This is a genomic window from Hallella multisaccharivorax DSM 17128 (assembly GCF_000218235.1).
Classification (GTDB): Bacteria; Bacteroidota; Bacteroidia; order Bacteroidales; family Bacteroidaceae; genus Prevotella; species Prevotella multisaccharivorax.
In genome coordinates this window covers 520,228-536,629 of sequence record NZ_GL945017.1, presented here as the reverse complement: position 1 = coordinate 536,629, position 16,402 = coordinate 520,228, and the positions used below count along the sequence as shown (strand labels likewise).

Genomic DNA, 16,402 nt, shown 5'->3' with positions numbered 1-16,402 from the left:
TGTTGGAAATGAATGTGACGGGCCTATTTTGAAGCTTGCGCTATCTTAAGGATAGTGCTGCAGATGGTGCGGTTCTGCTCCCTGCGACCGAGGGTGATGCGCATGTGGTCGTGCAGGTCGGGCTCTGCCATGAACTTCACTTTATAGTCTTCGTCAGCAAAGGCTTGCTGCAAATGGTCCTTCAAGCTCACTGGATATTTGATGAGGATGAAGTTAGCTACACTCTTGTAGACTTTGAATCCGTCAAGCATCCCTAACTCTTTCGTGTACATATCCCTTGCTTCCTGCATTACGCGCGCAATTTCACGGTAGTGAGCATCGCTTTTCAGGGCGGCAATGCCTACCTCTTCCGAGAGGCGGTCGTAGCCTAAATACATGTTAGCATAGCGTGCATAACTTTCCATCTCATCGCCTTTGCCGATGAATCCGAAGCCGAGGCGCAGTCCGGGCAGGCCATAGAACTTGCTCAATGTGCGGCAGAAGATGATGTTACTCTTGGTCTCCACCAGGTGCTTGACATATGTTGTGTCCTGTGTGATGTAGTTGGCATAAGCCTCGTCGACTAAGATAATGGTCTCCTCCGGCACCATGTCGCACAGCGACTCCAGCTCCTTGGGTGTGAGTCCGTTGCCTGTGGGATTATTGGGTGTTGCTACAAGAAGAATCTTCGGCTTCACTTCGTTGACCTGTCTGCGCAGGGCATCAAAGTCGTAGCGGAAGGTGTCGCCGTCCTCATACACCTCATATTTCAGCGTCTTGCCGCCTACTTCGGCCGCGATGCGCTCATAGTACCACCACGAGAACTTAGGGATGAGCATGGTACGGTTGCTGCCTTCTTCGGTGAGAAAGAAGTGAACGGCTTTCTTCAGCAGGTCCTCGGCACCATAACCCAAGACGATTTGGCTCTCGTCAATGTCGAATTTCTCGGACAAGAACACGGAGAAGATGCTCTTCTTGCCTTGGTCATAGATGCGGGTGTAGAATGCAAACTTGCTGATGTCGAAATTCTTGATGGCTTCTACTACTTCTTGAGAGGGTTCAAAGTTGAATTCGTTCCGGTCTAAATAATTCATTGCTTGACTATTTCTTTTGTGGGTGCAAAGTTACAATATTATTATGGGATGATGTCTGTTTTCCATTTTTTTATGTCCACTTTGCTTTGGGCTGGGATTGTCCGGCACGTGCCGTACGATGCTCCGGCACGTGGTGGACGATCGTTCCGCGTACGAAGGACGATGCTCCGGCACGTGGCGGACGACGTGACGGCACCTGAGACTTTAGTGTGCTTCCAGCCAGTTGTCGCCCCATCCGGCATCGGCAATGAGTGGCACGCTGAGTGTGGCTGCGCCCTCCATCTCCTTCAGCACGATGCTTTCCACTTTATCAGCCTCGTCGGGATAGACGGAGAAGTTGAGTTCGTCATGTACTTGCAGGCTCATCTTTGATCTCAGTCCTTCGGCCTTAAATCGTTTCCAGATTCGGATCATGGCGAGTTTGATGATGTCGGCCTCCGATCCTTGGATGGGCGCGTTGATGGCATTGCGCTCGGCAAAGCCGCGCACGGTGTTGTTGCGCGAGTGGATGTCGGGCAGGTAACGCCGGCGCCCGAACATGGTCTCGGCGTAGCCTTTCTCGCTTGCTTTCTGCTTGGCGGCCTCCATGTACTGCCGCACCTTGGGGAATGTCTTGAAATAGTCGTCGATAAGCTGCCTGGCCTCGCCGTTGCTGATGTCCATTCGCTGTGCCAGACCGAAGGCCGTGATGCCGTAGATGATGCCGAAGTTGGCCTGTTTGGCTTTCTTTCGCTGCGTGTCGCTGACGGTCTCCATCGGCTCTTTCCATATCTTCGCGGCGGTGGCGCGGTGGATGTCGAATCCCTCGCGGAAAGCCTCGATCATGTTCTCGTCACCAGAGAGGTGTGCCATGATGCGCAGTTCAATCTGTGAATAGTCGGCGGAGAACCAGCGGCAACCCTCATCAGGGATGAAGCATTTACGGATTTCCTTGCCGTCGTCGTCGCGCACGGGGATGTTTTGCAGGTTGGGATCGCTCGAAGACAAGCGTCCTGTGGCTGTGATGGCCTGGTTGAACGAGGTGTGGATATGCCCGTCTTTCGGGTCGATGAGCTTGGGGAGAGCTTCGACATAGGTACTGAGGAGCTTCTTCATACCACGGTAGTTGAGAATGTCGTCGACGATGGGGGCTTTGCCTTTCAGCTGTTGCAACACTTCTTCTGAGGTGACATATTGCCCGGTCTTGGTTCTTTTCGGCTTCTCCACAAGCTGCATCTTGCCGAACAGGATGTCGCCGACCTGTCGCGGTGAAGAGATGTTGAACTCTTCGCCCGCTTCTTCATAGGCGTGCTTCTCGTATTGGTTCATGCGCTCTGTGAATGCTTTTTGTGTGGCTTTGAGCTGCTCGGTGTCGAGCCTTACACCGTTGATTTCCATGTCGGCAAGCACTTTGACCAATGGCATTTCTATCTCCTCGAAGAGCCTGGTGGCATTGACTTCTTTCAGCTTAGGCTCCAAAACGTTTTTGAGTTGCAGCGTGATGTCGGCGTCTTCAGCCGCGTATTCATAGACCTCTTCGGGTTGCAGGTCACGCATGTTCTTTTGGCTTTTACCTTTTTGTCCGATGAGTTCCTCGATATGTACGGTCTCATAGTCGAGCAATGTCTCAGCCATATAGTCCATATTGTGGCGCAGCTCGGGCTGCCACACATAGTGGGCGAGCATGGTATCGAACATTGTGCCCTGGATGTCAATGCCATAGTTACGCAATACCTCGTAGTCGTACTTGATGTTTTGCCCGATTTTCAGGATGTCCTGGCTTTCGTAGAGCGGCTTGAAAATATCGACCATTGCCTGCGCCTCTTGCCTTCCGGCAGGGATTGCGACGTAGAATGCCTCGTGCTCCTTGATGCTGAAGCTAAGCCCTACCAGCTCAGCGTCGATGGCGTTTGTAGAGGTTGTCTCCGTATCGAGGCTGACAAAGTTGTTTTTGATGAGTGTTTCGCAAAGCCTGATAGCCTCCTCACGGGTCTTGATGAGCTGGTACTCGTGTGCCAATGTTTTGATATTGTTGTGTGGCATGGGTGCATTGACGCTTTCATCATTACTTGTTTGTGTAGTTAGAGGACTGCGCGGCTGCGCTGTTGCGTTATTGCGCGCAATAGTATTATTTCCGAAAAGAGATGGCTGTTGGGGCATGGCCTTTTCAGGTTTGCCAAGGAACCGCTCGGTGAACCGCTTGAACTCGAGGTTGTTGAAGATGGTACGGAGCCTGGCCTCGTCGGGAGATGACACTCTTAATGCGTCGAGATTGAGGTCGATGGGCACATCGGTGCGTATGGTTGCAAGAAACTTTGACATCTTGATATCATCCTTCGCGTTTTCCACTTTCTCGCGAAGTTTGCCTTTCAAGTCCATGGTATGTGCTAACAGATTTTCCGTGGAGCCGAACTCGCAGATGAGTTTCACGGCCGTCTTTTCGCCCACTCCAGGGCAACCTGGATAGTTGTCTGCCGAGTCGCCCATGAGGGCGAGAAGGTCGATGACATTGTCGGCCGTGGGGATGCCGTATTTCTCCTCAATATCTTTCTCGCCTATTTTGTCGTAGCCACCGCCGTGTCGCGGTTGGAACATGTAGACATTCTTGCGTATGAGCTGTCCATAGTCCTTGTCGGGCGTGAGCATATAGGTTTCCACCCCTGCCTTTCCGGCTTTTGTAGCCAATGTACCAATGACGTCGTCGGCCTCGAATCCTTCTGCCACGAGGATAGGGATGTTCATGGCTTTGAGTATGTCCTGGATGATGGGTACCGACAGTTTGATGTCCTCCGGAGTCTCTTGCCGCTGGGCTTTGTAGGGTGGAAAGGCCTCGTGGCGGAAGGTCTTTCCCTGATCGAATGCCACGCCGAGATAGGCAGGGCTCTCTTTGTCGAGGATTTCCTTCAACGTATTGCAGAATCCGAGGACTGTAGACGTGTTTAGACCTCTGGAATTGATAGTGGGTCGTTTGATGAAAGCATAGTATGACCGGAAAATAATGGCATATGCATCAAGCAAAAAGAGTTTGTCCATTGCTATAGGGTTGTCAATATGTGTGTTAACTTCTATTTTTCTGTAAAATTACGAAAAAGTTGCCTTACAACTGTATTATATCGTCTAAAAATAACTAATTTTGTAGTAAATATCTCTTTTGGATGGATTATATATCAATCATCAGGCAACCTATCTCCTCTGAGTTGAACGACTTCAATGAATTGTTTGACCGTTCCTTATCTCATTCGGAGGGTCTTCTGCACCAGGCATTGGACCATATTCGTCAGCGTGCGGGTAAACGGATGCGGCCTATGCTCATTTTCTTGATGGCGAAATGCAATGGCACCATTACTGACGTCACGCAGCATGCTGCTGTGGGACTGGAGCTGCTGCATACAGCCTCGTTGGTTCACGACGATGTGGTGGACGAGAGTGAGGAGCGTCGCGGGCAAGCCTCTGTGAACCAGGTCTATGGTAATAAGGTAGCGGTGCTGGTTGGCGATTATATCCTTTCAACGGCTCTGCTGCATATCAGCTACACACATGATGAGGTCATTGTCCGCTATCTCGCTGAATTGGGTCGCACCTTGTCCAACGGAGAGATCATGCAGCTACAGAATATCCACTTAAAGGATTTCTCGGAGGAGGCCTATTATCAGGTTATCAAGCAGAAGACGGCAGCTCTCTTTGAGGCATGTGCCGCAATGGGTGCGCTCAGCGGAGGAGCTAAGGAGGAAGAGATAGAGTATGCAAAGGAGTTTGGCCGCAATCTTGGCATCATCTTCCAGATTCGTGATGATATCTTTGATTATTATGACCAGTCAAAGATTGGCAAGCCTACCGGTAACGATATGGCTGAGGGTAAACTGACCTTGCCCGCACTCTATGTGCTTAATAATACGGATGACGAGGAGATCAAACAGATCGCTTACAAGGTGAAGGAAGGCACTGTCTCAAAGGAGGAAATAGCGCGTTTGGTGGCTTTCACTAAGGCGAATGGCGGAATCGATTACGCAGAAAAGAAGATGTGGGATTTGCATGCTGCCTCTATGGCTTTGCTTGACAGGGAGATAGAAGACGGTGAAGTGAAAGACAGTTTGAAGGCTTATCTCGACTTCGTCATTGAGAGGGAAAAGTAATATTCCGGTTGTTTAATAAAAATTGCAGGGTGCCGCACCCTGCAATTTATACCTTTTGAAACAGCTTCTTAACCGATCAATTAATACCATTTCGTTTCCTTGCCGATAACTTCACTCAATAAGAGGTTGGTCAGTCGGCTGGTACCAAGGCGGAAAAGCTCATTTGTAAGCCACTTTTCACCTAAGATTTCTTTCACGATCGTGTAGTAGATCACGGCATCCATCACCGTGTTGATGCCACCGGCAGGCTTCAGCCCTATCATTATGCCGGTCTCATCATAGTACTCTTTGATGGCTTGACACATCACGTAGACGCCCTCAGGCGTGGCTCCCGCCTTCTCCTTACCGGTCGATGTCTTGATGTAATCGGCACCGCTGTACATGGCGAGGATGGCGGCTTTCTTCACATCTGACAGGGTGGGGAGGTCGCAGGTCTCTAAGATAACCTTCATGGGGATCTCTCCGCAGGTCTGTTTCAGCTCGTTGATGTCGTCGGCAACGCCCTCGTAATCCTCTGAAAGGTATTTGCCTACCGGTAGCACAATGTCTACGTTGGTGGCGCCGTCCTTAATGGCCAGTGCTGTTTCGGCGACCTTTACTTCCATGAAGGTTTGTGAAGAAGGGAATGATCCGGACACCACGGCAATCTCTACGCCGTCAATCTCAAGTGTGTTGCGCACCAGATTAGCGAAGTTAGGGTAGGTGCAGATGGTGGCCACATGGGGCAAATCGGGGTAAGCTGAATCGAACTTGTTGACTTTCTCAACCATCGCCAAAATGCTTTCCTCTGTGTCGGCAGTGTGCAATGATGTCAGCTCTACGGAGCTCAACAGGAACTTCTTCACGTCAATGGTGTCGTTCTCAGGCACCTTTTCGGCTATCAGCTCCTTGATTTTGTAGCGGACTTCTTCCTCATCGACGTTCAGATTATATTTGCCGAGAGCCTGGTCTATTTTACTACTCTTGACAATTCCCTTACTGCGCTGTGACTGAATGTCCTTGGTTATTTTCTCCTTGATGATTCCCATATGTCTTATTTTAATTTTGGATTGTTTTTGTGTCTTTCTTTATCGCGGCTTGTTTTCTTCTCGATGCTCTTCTGAAACTCCTCTGTAAGATTCACGCCTGTTTGGTTGGCGATACAGCACAACACCCAGAAGATGTCTGCGATCTCTTCGCCGTGGTTGTCCTTCTCACCAGGCTTGAAGCTTTGGTCGCCATATTTTCGTGCCATGACACGCGCGAGTTCACCTACCTCTTCAGTAAGGATGGTCATGTTTGTGAGCTCGGAAAAGTATCTGACGCCATATTTTTTGATCCAGCTGTCAACGGCTTGTTGCGCTTCCTTGATGGTCATTTTGTTTTTTGCTTGCTGTTTGCAAAGATAATCATAATATTGTTCATAACTTCCCTCTTTACGATTTTTAGCATCATTCTACATTTGTCGTAACAAGTCCGTCTTTTTAGGCATGACAAATTCCGAATGACTATTTCTTAGTCATTCTCAGCAAAGAACTCATCGAAAAAGTTCCCCTTAAGAGCCATGTCGGAGACGAGTTTGTAGAGTGTCTTGAACTTTGAGATACCGTTGCCCTTTACTGCAGACCCGCCGGTTTCATTCTCAATCGCCTCGGGAAATGTTGATAGGAGATATCCAATTTGGCGGTCAAGACCGTCCAACTGCCGGTTCATGAAGTCGAACTTCTCGTAGTTCTGTTTCAGCAGGAACTTTTCTGCTTCCTTTCTTCGTGTCTTCTGACTTTTTTCATAATTTTACCAGTGAATAAAAATAAATTGTGGAATAAGGATGAAAAATAATGCCTACACGAAAAGTTTGGGCGTAACATGTTTACATGTCCCTCACCTTAGTACGAAGGAAAGTAATAGACAAGAGGGTGGTGCAATAAATTCTGAGTTTCTCCGTTTTTTAATAAACTATAATTTAAAAACATGGTATTGAAAAATGCAAAGGCCAAAGAAGTGTTGATTGAATGGGGATTGCTTTCTATAACCTCTTTCTTCTTTTACGATGTGGTCTGGATAATTACATCCGATTGGGCTTTAAGTGCTTTGGGCGATTGTCTTTTCTTTATAGCCGACTTTTTATATTGCGCATGTCTCTCGGGTCTGATTATATGGACAAGTGCAAGTATAGTGCGGCTAAATTATTTTTCGCAAACTAGTTATAAGAGGCAACTTCTGCTCAGCATCACAATTCTATTCTGTAATGTGGCAATAGCCATCATTTCTGAAAATTTGTACGACCTGCTTGTTCCTGCGCCCTACGATTCATTCGAGGAAGGCTTGCTTATCGTCTGTTTCATAGCCACTTTTTCTTCCCTGGCTCATAGTACACAGTATTACAGCAGGTTAATATCAATGCAGGGTGAGCAAAACCTTGCGACCCGAAAAAAGATACTCAAAATGCAGCTTGACCCGCACTTTGTATTCAATAGCCTAAATAATCTTGGCGGGAATCATTCATGAGAATCCCGATGATGCAGAGACATTCACGATACGGCTTTCACGAATATATAGGTATATCATAAGAAGCATAGAACACGATTTGGTAAGCATTCATGATTCTCTCAAATTCGCTTCCGATTACGTGGCACTTCTCGACATAAGGTTTCCCGAAAGAATAATTTTGCAGACAGATCCGTGCTTAGAGCGTATTGAAGATGAGGGAATTCCGACATTGTCCCTACAATTGCTTATTGAAAATGCTGTTAAGCATAACATGCCTGAGGATAAAGGTAAGCTATCCATCAGTATTTTCCGCCAAGGCAACTATCTCATCGTGCGCAATAGCCTTCGCCATCCGGGGAATAAGAATTCCATTCCTTCTTTTGGCATAGGGTTGGACAATCTTTACGAACGCTATCGTGTGCAATGTGAGCAAGTCCCGACAATAAGAAAAACAGATACATTCTATGAAGTTCAACTACCATTAATACGGATAAAGAATGAAGCACTTACTGATTATAGAGGATGAGCGCATTAGCGCAGATAGGCTCAAGAGAATGATACTTGATTTAGACGACACGCTAATTGTAGATGGCCCGCTGTCAAGTGTACAACAGGTGATAGAAAGACTTAGGAGTCAAAACGACTATGACCTTATCTTCTCTGACATCCGTTTAGGAAGGCATACCGTTTTTGAGGCGTTCCATGAAATCATGCCCAATTCTTTTGTGATTTTTACCACGGCCTATGACGAATTTGCGATGGAAGCCATACATTCCAACGGCATAGATTATCTCTTGAAACCATTTGATATCAACGATCTGCAAAAAGCCATGCATAAGATTTGTCTGGCGCCAAAAGCAAGGGTTGATACAAAAGACAATCTTTCTGGCCTTGCACAAGATTTAAGATGTTATCAAGAACGGTTCCTTGTAAGTAAAGCTGATGAACTTATTCCGCTTCATTCTGATGAAATCAGCTGCTTCCAAAGAGACAACGAAAGGGTTCGGATAATTACAGCACATGGAGAGCAATATGGGGAATCCGTTTCGCTTGGAGAATTAGAAAAGAAATTGGATCCACGGAAATTCTTCCGCGTCAATCGCAGATACATAGCGAATATAGACCATATAAAGAAGATTTCGCAGTTCTTCAACTCCAAGCTGATTCTCCGTATAGAAGGCTGTGATGACGATAACATCATTGTCAGCAAAGAACGTGCGACATTACTCAAAGAATGGTTAAACAGATAAGAGTACAGACATTATGAAAAAAATAATGATAGCGTTACTTGTATTGGGGAATATATATATCGCGAATGCCCAAAACGAAGACTCTGACGGGAAAAACAAAATTGCTGTAAGCGGTGCATTGACATCTTGTGACACATGGCAGATGGAGGCATCCTATCACTATATGATTTGTCCATATATCGGACTTGGAGCATCAATAGGGATGTGGAAGCAATATGCCGTTAACGGAGTTCCTAAGGGACAAGGATGGGAAATCGATGAAAATTATGAAGAAACAGAAAATTTCTATCTACGTCCATCCATACATCTTGTTTCGCCTCCTGTAGTACGGTTTTCCGAGAACTGGCTTGGTTTCTTCATGGAACCAGGCTTCATGATGAACATACCATATTGCAATGTTCCTGTTAACCTATTAGATGGACAGGGACATAAAATAGGCTTTAAAAAAGTCAGTAGCAATAACGGACGGTGGTATGCCTTTGACTGTAAGATAGGACTTAACTTGAATTTGGGAGGAATAGGAATTTCTGGGGGATATCTGTATTCTAACCTTGACATATTTGCGTTGCGCCGTAACATGATATTTGAAGGAAGACGCTTTGACGAGTTTTACCCAGTCAAAAGGCATCTACATGGAGGTTTCCTTACTGTTTATTATATCTTCTAGAAGGTAGGTCTTGTGAAAAGGCCAGATGTCAATTCGGACAGCGATTTTTCCATTTCGCCTCCAGTTTTTTACGCTTCACGGTATTAGACCTTGCTATAATCCAAAAACTATTTTATCTTTACATTTACAAAAAGGCCGCATAAGCGGTAAGTTCACAATAACCATAATCTAAAAAGTTTATTATTATGAAGCATCTTTTTATTGTTCTCTTGGGAGCATTACTTTTGTGCTCGTGTCAAGACAGCGACATTGAAAACGACTGTCTATGTTCCATTCACTTCATATAACATCAAAGTCAAAAATGTAAACTCTCTCTTAAAATCAGGCATTAAATCCCTTGTAAACAAAGGGACAAAGAAACTGAAGGATTACATCAATTCCACTCCTGATGACCAAAGAGGACTATATTCCGTAGATAATTCAGCCCTGTACGTTGTTACTGGCGCAGACGAATTTGGAAAGACGAGAGCGAAAACATTTGATAAGAAATTCTATGCGAAATGGTTTCCTGGCATATATGTTTTCGGCTTCTCTTATAATGGAAGTTTTAATCTAAAATCTATTTCCATGGATGGTGGAAAATCGACAAAACTTTCAAGCGGTACTGTTTATGGTGCTGTTAAATATAAGGGGAAGTGGCTTGCTGCAAGAATAACAAAAAGCAAGAAATAAAGTAACAGAAGTATAATCATGCCTTACGAGATTAGTTATCAAATCTCGTAAGACATATAAAAAATCAGAATTATGACACATTTTGTTAAATTATATCCTTGGAAATCTCTTTGGGTTGTCATTTTAGTATTGGCGTGTACAACGACAGCCTGGGGACAAAGCAGATTCCATATAGATGTAGATTACCACTACAACCTAGGGCTTTCGGAAAAGTTTATGGGCACATCGCTTAATCGAAACAAATACAAGATGGGCGGACACTCTATTCATCTCAGTCCGCGTTACGATATATCTCCTTTTTGGTCTGCTGGAATAGGAATTGGACTTGACCGATACACCGAACTTGATCATAACACGTTGCCTATTTTCGCAACGGTAAGATATAGGGCTCTTAAAAAAATTCCTGATGTATATGCCTTTACAGATTTGGGATACGCTATAAAGGCTGGAGATTATACAAAAGGATTCACAGGCAGCTTAGGAATTGGATATACCTATATGCTTGCAAAGCATTTTGGCGTGAATTTTCAAATAGCATACAACCTGAAGAGGTTTACAGACATCTCAACTTACATCTATAATGCAGAATCGGGGGAAATCAGCTTTAGCAAGGAAAAAAGCACCAGACATTCTTTGTCTTTCGGCATAGGTCTGACATTCTGACATTCTTTCCAAACAAGAAACCCTGCAAATAGAATAATAGTATGTAATCAGGCTGTGGGGCTATATATACCCATCTGCTGACTACATACTAATCCTTTCTCTTTCGCAGCTTTATCTCTATTGTAGTGATGTTGTATATAATATCGATAGAAGAGTCTATAAAACACATAGGAAGTATTTGGGCAAAAGGACAACGTAAATTCTAACTTGTGCTTCTAATCCAAATAATCGAAGGGAAAGGAGACGTGAATCGCTCAGAGGACATAGTGTGCAACCTGAATTTGATAGATAGGGATGAGTTCCCATATGCAACTACACAAGAAAGAAGAAAAGGTGCTGCAGTGAACGATGTTCCTTCCCTTGAAAACAGAAGTCATAATGCTGATTCAGGTTGTAACTATTCAGCTGGCGGGAGAGTGGTTTCTCTACACTTTCTCGTCATTTGTTAAATTGGTTGACAGTCGAAAATCAGATTTTTTAGCTGACTTTCCCATATCCTCCTGCGGTGTTTCTATTTTATGCGGTTCTCAGGGGGGGTATTCTTATACAACATTGTAACAACTTAGTCTTTTGAGGCATGACAAATTCCGAATGACTATTTCTTAGTCATTCTCAGCAAAGAGTTCATTGAAGAAGTAAATTTCATCAATAATAAGCCTATAGGCAGAATTAAGTATGTATTAACCTGATTCCACCAACGAGTTATAGGAGCTTGAGCTACATTCAAATGGTAGGATAATTCCTTTTATATAAAAATCATAAATATTTATTAATATATTAGGTATATTGAAAGGAAAGGACTATCTTTGCAATAAACTCTAATTCTTAAACAGTACTAATATGCCAATATGTATGAAAAGAATCTTTGTGTTCGGACTTTTTTCCGTAGTTTTAACTCGGGGTTTTGTGCAAGTAAGTTGGTTATTATGATGTAACATCCTCTATTCCCTATGGAAATGTAATAATTTACAATGGTGCCAACCTGAAATTAAATAGCACATCTGAAACGATAATAAAGAATGGCTTTGAATGCCAAAAGGGTGCTACATTTATTGTTGAATAACTTTCAAATCCATTCTCTGCTCTCTGGGTAGAGAATGGTTGTCTTCCAAATGAAATACAGTAGAGATATTGATTTTTTTAGAGCGATCTTAATAGTCTTAGTTATTCTTGTACATATAGTAAATTTTGGTAATGTGTATCCATTGGCAAAGAGCGGCATTTTGTCTTTTATAATGCCAACTTTTTTAGTGATAACAGGTTTTTTAGTAAATATCAACAAACCTATCCAAGATTATACTCTTTATATATTAAGAATATGGTTGCCATATATGATTCTTGTAATAGGTTATGCAGTTTTATCCTTGTTCCTTCCTGTTCGTGATGGTATTAAGGTATGTGACATACCCACTATCCTTAATATCCTCTTTATTAAGTCCATTGGTCCTTATTGGTTTCTGCATGCAATGATGGTGTGTGGAATCCTTTATTATTTTGCATTCCATATTTCAGACAGGATCGATGTCACGGCAAAGTATTCCATATTTGCATCCTTGCTGATAATCGTCTCATTGTTGACCCCTTTCTTGAATATCAAGACGGCTGTATACTATTTCATAGGAGTGGGGATAAGGCAATACTATAAGGATTTCTCACGAATATACATCAGGAGTCTGTGGCCACTCATCCCCTTTTGTTTGTTGATTGCAGACACGGGTTTTCATGATTGGGGGACCATATCGGTTCTGATATGTGTATTCTCTTTCTTGTCCTTCTCCTCTTACTTCTTCTCTCTGATTAAAGGACGGACTAAGGTTGCAATAGAGTATATAGGGAGAAACACTTTCCCAATTTATATTTTCCATCCAATATTTACGATGTTGTCAAAATTTATATTACCTTTTTTCAGATTTGATTCTACAGGAGTGTTACATTCGTTTCTTACTATTTTGATCAGTATCATTGGTAGCATCTATATTGCTAAAATTATGGATTGGTCTCACCTTTCCATTCTTTTTGGACGGAAAAAAATATTAAGGTGACAGTATCGGCGAAACGGTACCGCTGTAATAACGGTTGAATCGGTACCCAAGTTACGTTCTGTCGTTTCATAATATGTCCTTGTTGTCCTCCTCCATGACTTTATTCTCCTCATGGGTGTTGCCGTTGCTTAAGTGCTTTGAAAAGGCATAACCAAGCAACTCTCCAAATGAAGAAGGTGCTATGGGGAAGACTCGCTCTTTTGACCTGAAACAGACGTAACTGGAAAATCATAAATAAGACTTTATAACTCTTTAACTTCAAGCTTTGGCTGGCCTGCTGAAAAAGACTGGGTAGTTACTCTCTTTCGCAATTTGCTATTGTAATAAAATAGTCAAAATAGTGTTGTATAATTACTTGTATAATAGGTGATTATGAGTATGAATGGAGCTTTTATCTCATCTATGAATTGATTTTTTGAGAGCATCTCGCCGGCGGGCCGAATCCGTTTGCCCTTTTTCATGTGCTTCTAACGGTCTCTAAGCCGTTTTGTGGTGAGCTTTCGTCATTCCTTGTTCTTGGTATCCATGCAGATAGTGACAGGGCCGTCGTTGAGCAATTCCACTTTCATCATCGCGCCAAACTCGCCTGTTCCTATGGGTTTACCCATGGTTTCGGACAGTAATTCACAGAAGCGGTTATACAAGGGAATAGAGATGGAGTGGGATGCGGCCTTAAGCCAGCTGGGCCTGTTGCCCTTCTTATAGCTTGCCATCAGTGTGAACTGTGACACGACAAGCACGTCGCCATCCACATCGCCGATGCTGAGATTCATCACTCCTTCTGCATCGTCGAAGACACGCAAACCTACAATCTTCCTGACAAGCCAGGCGGCGTCTTCCTCTGTGTCTTCTGAACAGATGCCAACAAGAATGAGATAGCCTTTTCCTATTTCTGATTTTACCTTTCCTTCAATCGTTACCGATGCGTGGGTGACACGTTGTATGACTATTCTCATGATCGTCTTTTATAACTCGAATAATACTATTGTTTGTTCAATGAATCGAAAACCTTCTGTGCTTTGTCTCTGCCGATGACGGTGGCAAGTTGTTCTACACTTGCATCTCGTATTGATTTCACTGATTTAAAGACTTTTAGCAGTGCCTCTCGGCTCTTGGGACCAATGCCTTTGATATCGTCGAGGGCGGAGTGTAAAGCGTGTTTGGAGCGCTTGTCGCGGTGGAAAGTGATGGCGAAACGGTGCACCTCGTCTTGGATCTGCGTAAGGATATGAAACAGTTCGCTGTCTGTTTTCAATCCGATGACCTGTGGTGGGAAGCCGAACAGCAGTTCGTTGGTGCGGTGTCGGTCGTCTTTAGCCAGACCTGCGATAGGGATGTGGAGGTGCAATTCATCCTCTACAACCTCTCTCACAACGTCCATCTGCCCTTTTCCTCCATCCGTAATGATGAGGTCTGGAAGGGGCGTACCATCTTCTGTCATACGGGAATAGCGGCGGCGCACCACTTCCTGCATCGAGGCGTAATCGTCGGGTCCGACAACGGTCCTGATGTTATATTTCCGGTAATCTCTTCTGGACGGCTTCATACCTTTGTATACGATGCAGCCCGCAACAGCGTCGGTGCCCGAGATATTGGAGTTATCAAAGCACTCTATCTGGTAGGGGAGGTTGTCGAGATGCAGCTTTTCCTTCAGCTCTTTCATGAGTCGGGTCTGCTTTTGCTCCGGATTGAGCTTTTCGGTCTGCTTCAAACGGTCAAACCGGTACTGTTTTCCATTCATCTCTGAAAGCTCTAACAGGTGCTTCTTGTCGCCTCTCTGCGGCACGAAAAAGACGGCATCACGCAGCTTCCACTCCATTTCGAAAGGTACGATAATCTCTTTAGCGGAACTGTTAAAGCGCTCTCTGATATCTGGAATGGCCTGTATGAGCAGATCCTCGTCGCTCTCGTCGAGTTTTCGTTTGTATTCGTAGGTGAAGCTTTGATTGATGGTACCGTTCTTAACATGTATATAATTAATGTACGCGTTCTTCTTGTTGTCGTCGTCGGTAATGGTGAATACATCCACGTCGGTGATGGTATGGCTTACCACCTCGCTCTTGGAGACAAAGTCTTGCAGCAGCTGATAGCGCTCCTTCAGGCGCTCTGCTTCCTCGAATCTCAGCAGTTTGGCGTTGGCCATCATGCGCTTGTAAACCCATTCGGACAGTTCACGGGTGTTGCCTCTCAACACTTCTTTTGCCTGCCTGATGTTCTCTAAGTATTCCTCTCTCAGCTGTTTGCCGATACAGCATCCATCGCAATTGTGGATGTGATATTCCAGACACGGACGATATTTTCCTAAGTCCACGCCTTCCTGTGTGATGGGCTGGTGGCACCTGCGCGGCTTAAAGGCCTTGTGAATCAGGTCCAGCACGATGTACATGGAAGAGATGTGCGGATAAGGACCAAAGTAAGTCCCCAGTCGTTTGTCGATGTGTCGCGTCTTGAAAATGCGTGGGAAGTACTCATTGGTGACAATGATGGAGGGGTAGGTCTTGCCGTCTTTGAGCAGGACATTGTACTTAGGATTGTACTTCTTGATAAGAGAATTCTCAAGCAACAAGGCGTCTTCCTCAGTGTTGACCACCGTATAGGAGATATCTTTGATCTTTGAGACGAGAACCTTTGTCTTGAAGCGGTCCACCTCCTTATGGAAATAGCTTGACACTCTGCGCTTGAGATTCTTGGCCTTTCCCACATAGATGATGGCCCCGCCGTTCTCTCTGAGATCGTCGTAATACTGGTAGCTTCCTGGCTTCTCAGGCATATTGAGAACGATGTTCTTCAGGTATGCGAGCCTATTTTCATTCTCTTCTTTAGTCATCGTCGCTAACTTGCTATATGATTGACACCTTAGTCGCTGTTTGTTTCACGTGGAACTAAAACTTCAGTAGGCTTGTCACCTCAATGTCTTTGTCAAAGATGTCACGTGTGTGGGGGAACTCGGAGTTGAGCTCCATGATGAAATTGCAGTAGATTCTCTTTGGATTGAACTTTCTTACGAGGTCGCAGGCTGCCTTCATAGTGCCACCTGTTGCCAGCAAATCGTCGTGAAGGAGCACCACGTCATCGGGAGAGATGGCGTCTTTGTGTATTTCTATCGTATCGATGCCGTACTCTTTGGCATAGCTTTGTTGTATGGTGTCGCATGGCAACTTGCCTGGTTTGCGGCACAATACGATGCCGGCGTTCAGCCTGATGGCAGCTGCGGAGCTCATGACAAAGCCGCGACTCTCGATGCCCACGATTTTTGTGATGCCTTTATCCTTGTAGAGATTGTACATCATGTCACTGATGATCTTGATACATTCCGCATTCTTGAAAAGGGTAGTTACGTCGCGGAAGTTGACGCCTTTAATCGGCCAGTCAGGAATGCATCGTAGGTTTTCCACTAATGTCTGGTTGTTCATCTTTTACGTTTAACTTTAAGTTATATCTTGTTTGTTTTCAA

The 16,402-nt window shown here is 44.6% G+C and carries 16 protein-coding genes and 1 pseudogene; 9 read left to right on the top strand and 8 right to left on the bottom strand.

Going from position 1 to position 16,402, the window contains the following annotated elements:
• Window positions 1–23 precede the first annotated feature (23 nt).
• Window positions 24–1,073 carry a pyridoxal phosphate-dependent aminotransferase gene (locus tag PREMU_RS02685; protein ID WP_007572932.1) on the bottom strand — a complete coding sequence of 350 codons (1,050 nt, stop codon included), beginning with the start codon at window positions 1,071–1,073 and terminating at the stop codon, window positions 24–26.
• Between the two features lie 204 nt (window positions 1,074–1,277).
• Window positions 1,278–4,085: a DNA polymerase I gene (polA, locus tag PREMU_RS02680; RefSeq protein ID WP_007572931.1), complete on the bottom strand. Its 2,808-nt coding sequence runs from the start codon at window positions 4,083–4,085 to the stop codon at window positions 1,278–1,280.
• 122 nt (window positions 4,086–4,207) lie between these two features.
• On the opposite strand from polA, the gene PREMU_RS02675 reads away from it, so the two are divergent.
• Window positions 4,208–5,185: a polyprenyl synthetase family protein gene (locus PREMU_RS02675; RefSeq protein ID WP_007572930.1), complete on the top strand. Its 978-nt coding sequence runs from the start codon at window positions 4,208–4,210 to the stop codon at window positions 5,183–5,185.
• Window positions 5,186–5,265: 80 nt separating this feature from the next.
• Here PREMU_RS02675 and deoC read toward each other — a convergent pair whose 3' ends face one another.
• The 3 genes from deoC to PREMU_RS02660 form a co-directional block, all read right to left on the bottom strand.
• A complete protein-coding gene (gene deoC / locus PREMU_RS02670; RefSeq protein ID WP_007572929.1) occupies window positions 5,266–6,213 on the bottom strand; it encodes a deoxyribose-phosphate aldolase in 948 nt (315 codons plus the stop codon).
• A 5-nt stretch (window positions 6,214–6,218) separates the two neighbouring features.
• A complete protein-coding gene (locus PREMU_RS02665) occupies window positions 6,219–6,542 on the bottom strand; it encodes a nucleotide pyrophosphohydrolase (RefSeq protein WP_007572928.1) in 324 nt (107 codons plus the stop codon).
• A 137-nt stretch (window positions 6,543–6,679) separates the two neighbouring features.
• Window positions 6,680–6,877: a hypothetical protein gene (locus PREMU_RS02660; protein WP_007572927.1), complete on the bottom strand. Its 198-nt coding sequence runs from the start codon at window positions 6,875–6,877 to the stop codon at window positions 6,680–6,682.
• Between the two features lie 258 nt (window positions 6,878–7,135).
• On the opposite strand from PREMU_RS02660, the gene PREMU_RS14060 reads away from it, so the two are divergent.
• From PREMU_RS14060 to PREMU_RS02630, 8 genes and pseudogenes are all read left to right on the top strand, one after another.
• On the top strand, window positions 7,136–7,672 hold the full coding sequence (locus PREMU_RS14060) for a LytS family sensor histidine kinase (protein ID WP_050796339.1): 537 nt from the start codon (window positions 7,136–7,138) through the stop codon (window positions 7,670–7,672).
• A pseudogene (locus tag PREMU_RS15930) lies at window positions 7,653–7,769 on the top strand (histidine kinase); the annotation flags it as partial. The gene PREMU_RS14060 and the pseudogene PREMU_RS15930, both read left to right, overlap by 20 nt.
• A gap of 63 nt (window positions 7,770–7,832) precedes the next feature.
• Window positions 7,833–8,180, top strand: coding sequence for a hypothetical protein (locus tag PREMU_RS02655; RefSeq protein WP_223918604.1), 348 nt, complete (start codon window positions 7,833–7,835; stop codon window positions 8,178–8,180).
• The gene (locus tag PREMU_RS02650) at window positions 8,152–8,904 is read left to right on the top strand and encodes a LytR/AlgR family response regulator transcription factor (protein WP_007572924.1); all 753 of its coding nucleotides are present in this window, start codon (window positions 8,152–8,154) and stop codon (window positions 8,902–8,904) included. Before PREMU_RS02655 ends, PREMU_RS02650 begins: the two co-directional genes overlap by 29 nt.
• 13 nt (window positions 8,905–8,917) lie before the next feature.
• Window positions 8,918–9,571 carry a hypothetical protein gene (locus PREMU_RS02645; protein WP_223918543.1) on the top strand — a complete coding sequence of 218 codons (654 nt, stop codon included), beginning with the start codon at window positions 8,918–8,920 and terminating at the stop codon, window positions 9,569–9,571.
• Window positions 9,572–9,820: 249 nt separating this feature from the next.
• Window positions 9,821–10,243, top strand: coding sequence for a hypothetical protein (locus PREMU_RS02640; RefSeq protein WP_040557954.1), 423 nt, complete (start codon window positions 9,821–9,823; stop codon window positions 10,241–10,243).
• Window positions 10,244–10,315: 72 nt separating this feature from the next.
• Window positions 10,316–10,906 carry a hypothetical protein gene (locus tag PREMU_RS02635; protein ID WP_007572920.1) on the top strand — a complete coding sequence of 197 codons (591 nt, stop codon included), beginning with the start codon at window positions 10,316–10,318 and terminating at the stop codon, window positions 10,904–10,906.
• A gap of 1,097 nt (window positions 10,907–12,003) precedes the next feature.
• A complete protein-coding gene (locus PREMU_RS02630) occupies window positions 12,004–12,948 on the top strand; it encodes an acyltransferase family protein (RefSeq protein WP_306420853.1) in 945 nt (314 codons plus the stop codon).
• A gap of 503 nt (window positions 12,949–13,451) precedes the next feature.
• Here the strand turns inward: PREMU_RS02630 and dtd are convergent.
• The 3 genes from dtd to PREMU_RS02615 are packed head-to-tail and all read right to left on the bottom strand — an operon-like array spanning window position 13,452 to window position 16,361.
• Window positions 13,452–13,904 carry a D-aminoacyl-tRNA deacylase gene (dtd, locus tag PREMU_RS02625; RefSeq protein WP_007572916.1) on the bottom strand — a complete coding sequence of 151 codons (453 nt, stop codon included), beginning with the start codon at window positions 13,902–13,904 and terminating at the stop codon, window positions 13,452–13,454.
• A gap of 26 nt (window positions 13,905–13,930) precedes the next feature.
• The gene (gene uvrC / locus PREMU_RS02620) at window positions 13,931–15,775 is read right to left on the bottom strand and encodes an excinuclease ABC subunit UvrC (RefSeq protein WP_007572914.1); all 1,845 of its coding nucleotides are present in this window, start codon (window positions 15,773–15,775) and stop codon (window positions 13,931–13,933) included.
• A gap of 55 nt (window positions 15,776–15,830) precedes the next feature.
• On the bottom strand, window positions 15,831–16,361 hold the full coding sequence (locus tag PREMU_RS02615; RefSeq protein WP_007572912.1) for an adenine phosphoribosyltransferase: 531 nt from the start codon (window positions 16,359–16,361) through the stop codon (window positions 15,831–15,833).
• Between the last annotated feature and the right edge of the window lie 41 nt (window positions 16,362–16,402).

What these genes read in the sequence shown, in the direction of transcription:
- PREMU_RS02685 (WP_007572932.1), bottom strand. Translation starts at nt 1,073, where the DNA reads ATGAATTATTTAGACCGGAACGAATTCAACTTTGAACCCTCTCAAGAA.
- polA (WP_007572931.1), bottom strand. Translation starts at nt 4,085, where the DNA reads ATGGACAAACTCTTTTTGCTTGATGCATATGCCATTATTTTCCGGTCA.
- PREMU_RS02675 (WP_007572930.1), top strand. Translation starts at nt 4,208, where the DNA reads ATGGATTATATATCAATCATCAGGCAACCTATCTCCTCTGAGTTGAAC.
- deoC (WP_007572929.1), bottom strand. Translation starts at nt 6,213, where the DNA reads ATGGGAATCATCAAGGAGAAAATAACCAAGGACATTCAGTCACAGCGC.
- PREMU_RS02665 (WP_007572928.1), bottom strand. Translation starts at nt 6,542, where the DNA reads ATGACCATCAAGGAAGCGCAACAAGCCGTTGACAGCTGGATCAAAAAA.
- PREMU_RS02660 (WP_007572927.1), bottom strand. Translation starts at nt 6,877, where the DNA reads ATGAACCGGCAGTTGGACGGTCTTGACCGCCAAATTGGATATCTCCTA.
- PREMU_RS14060 (WP_050796339.1), top strand. Translation starts at nt 7,136, where the DNA reads ATGGTATTGAAAAATGCAAAGGCCAAAGAAGTGTTGATTGAATGGGGA.
- PREMU_RS02650 (WP_007572924.1), top strand. Translation starts at nt 8,152, where the DNA reads ATGAAGCACTTACTGATTATAGAGGATGAGCGCATTAGCGCAGATAGG.
- PREMU_RS02645 (WP_223918543.1), top strand. Translation starts at nt 8,918, where the DNA reads ATGAAAAAAATAATGATAGCGTTACTTGTATTGGGGAATATATATATC.
- PREMU_RS02635 (WP_007572920.1), top strand. Translation starts at nt 10,316, where the DNA reads ATGACACATTTTGTTAAATTATATCCTTGGAAATCTCTTTGGGTTGTC.
- PREMU_RS02630 (WP_306420853.1), top strand. Translation starts at nt 12,004, where the DNA reads ATGGTTGTCTTCCAAATGAAATACAGTAGAGATATTGATTTTTTTAGA.
- dtd (WP_007572916.1), bottom strand. Translation starts at nt 13,904, where the DNA reads ATGAGAATAGTCATACAACGTGTCACCCACGCATCGGTAACGATTGAA.
- uvrC (WP_007572914.1), bottom strand. Translation starts at nt 15,775, where the DNA reads ATGACTAAAGAAGAGAATGAAAATAGGCTCGCATACCTGAAGAACATC.
- PREMU_RS02615 (WP_007572912.1), bottom strand. Translation starts at nt 16,361, where the DNA reads ATGAACAACCAGACATTAGTGGAAAACCTACGATGCATTCCTGACTGG.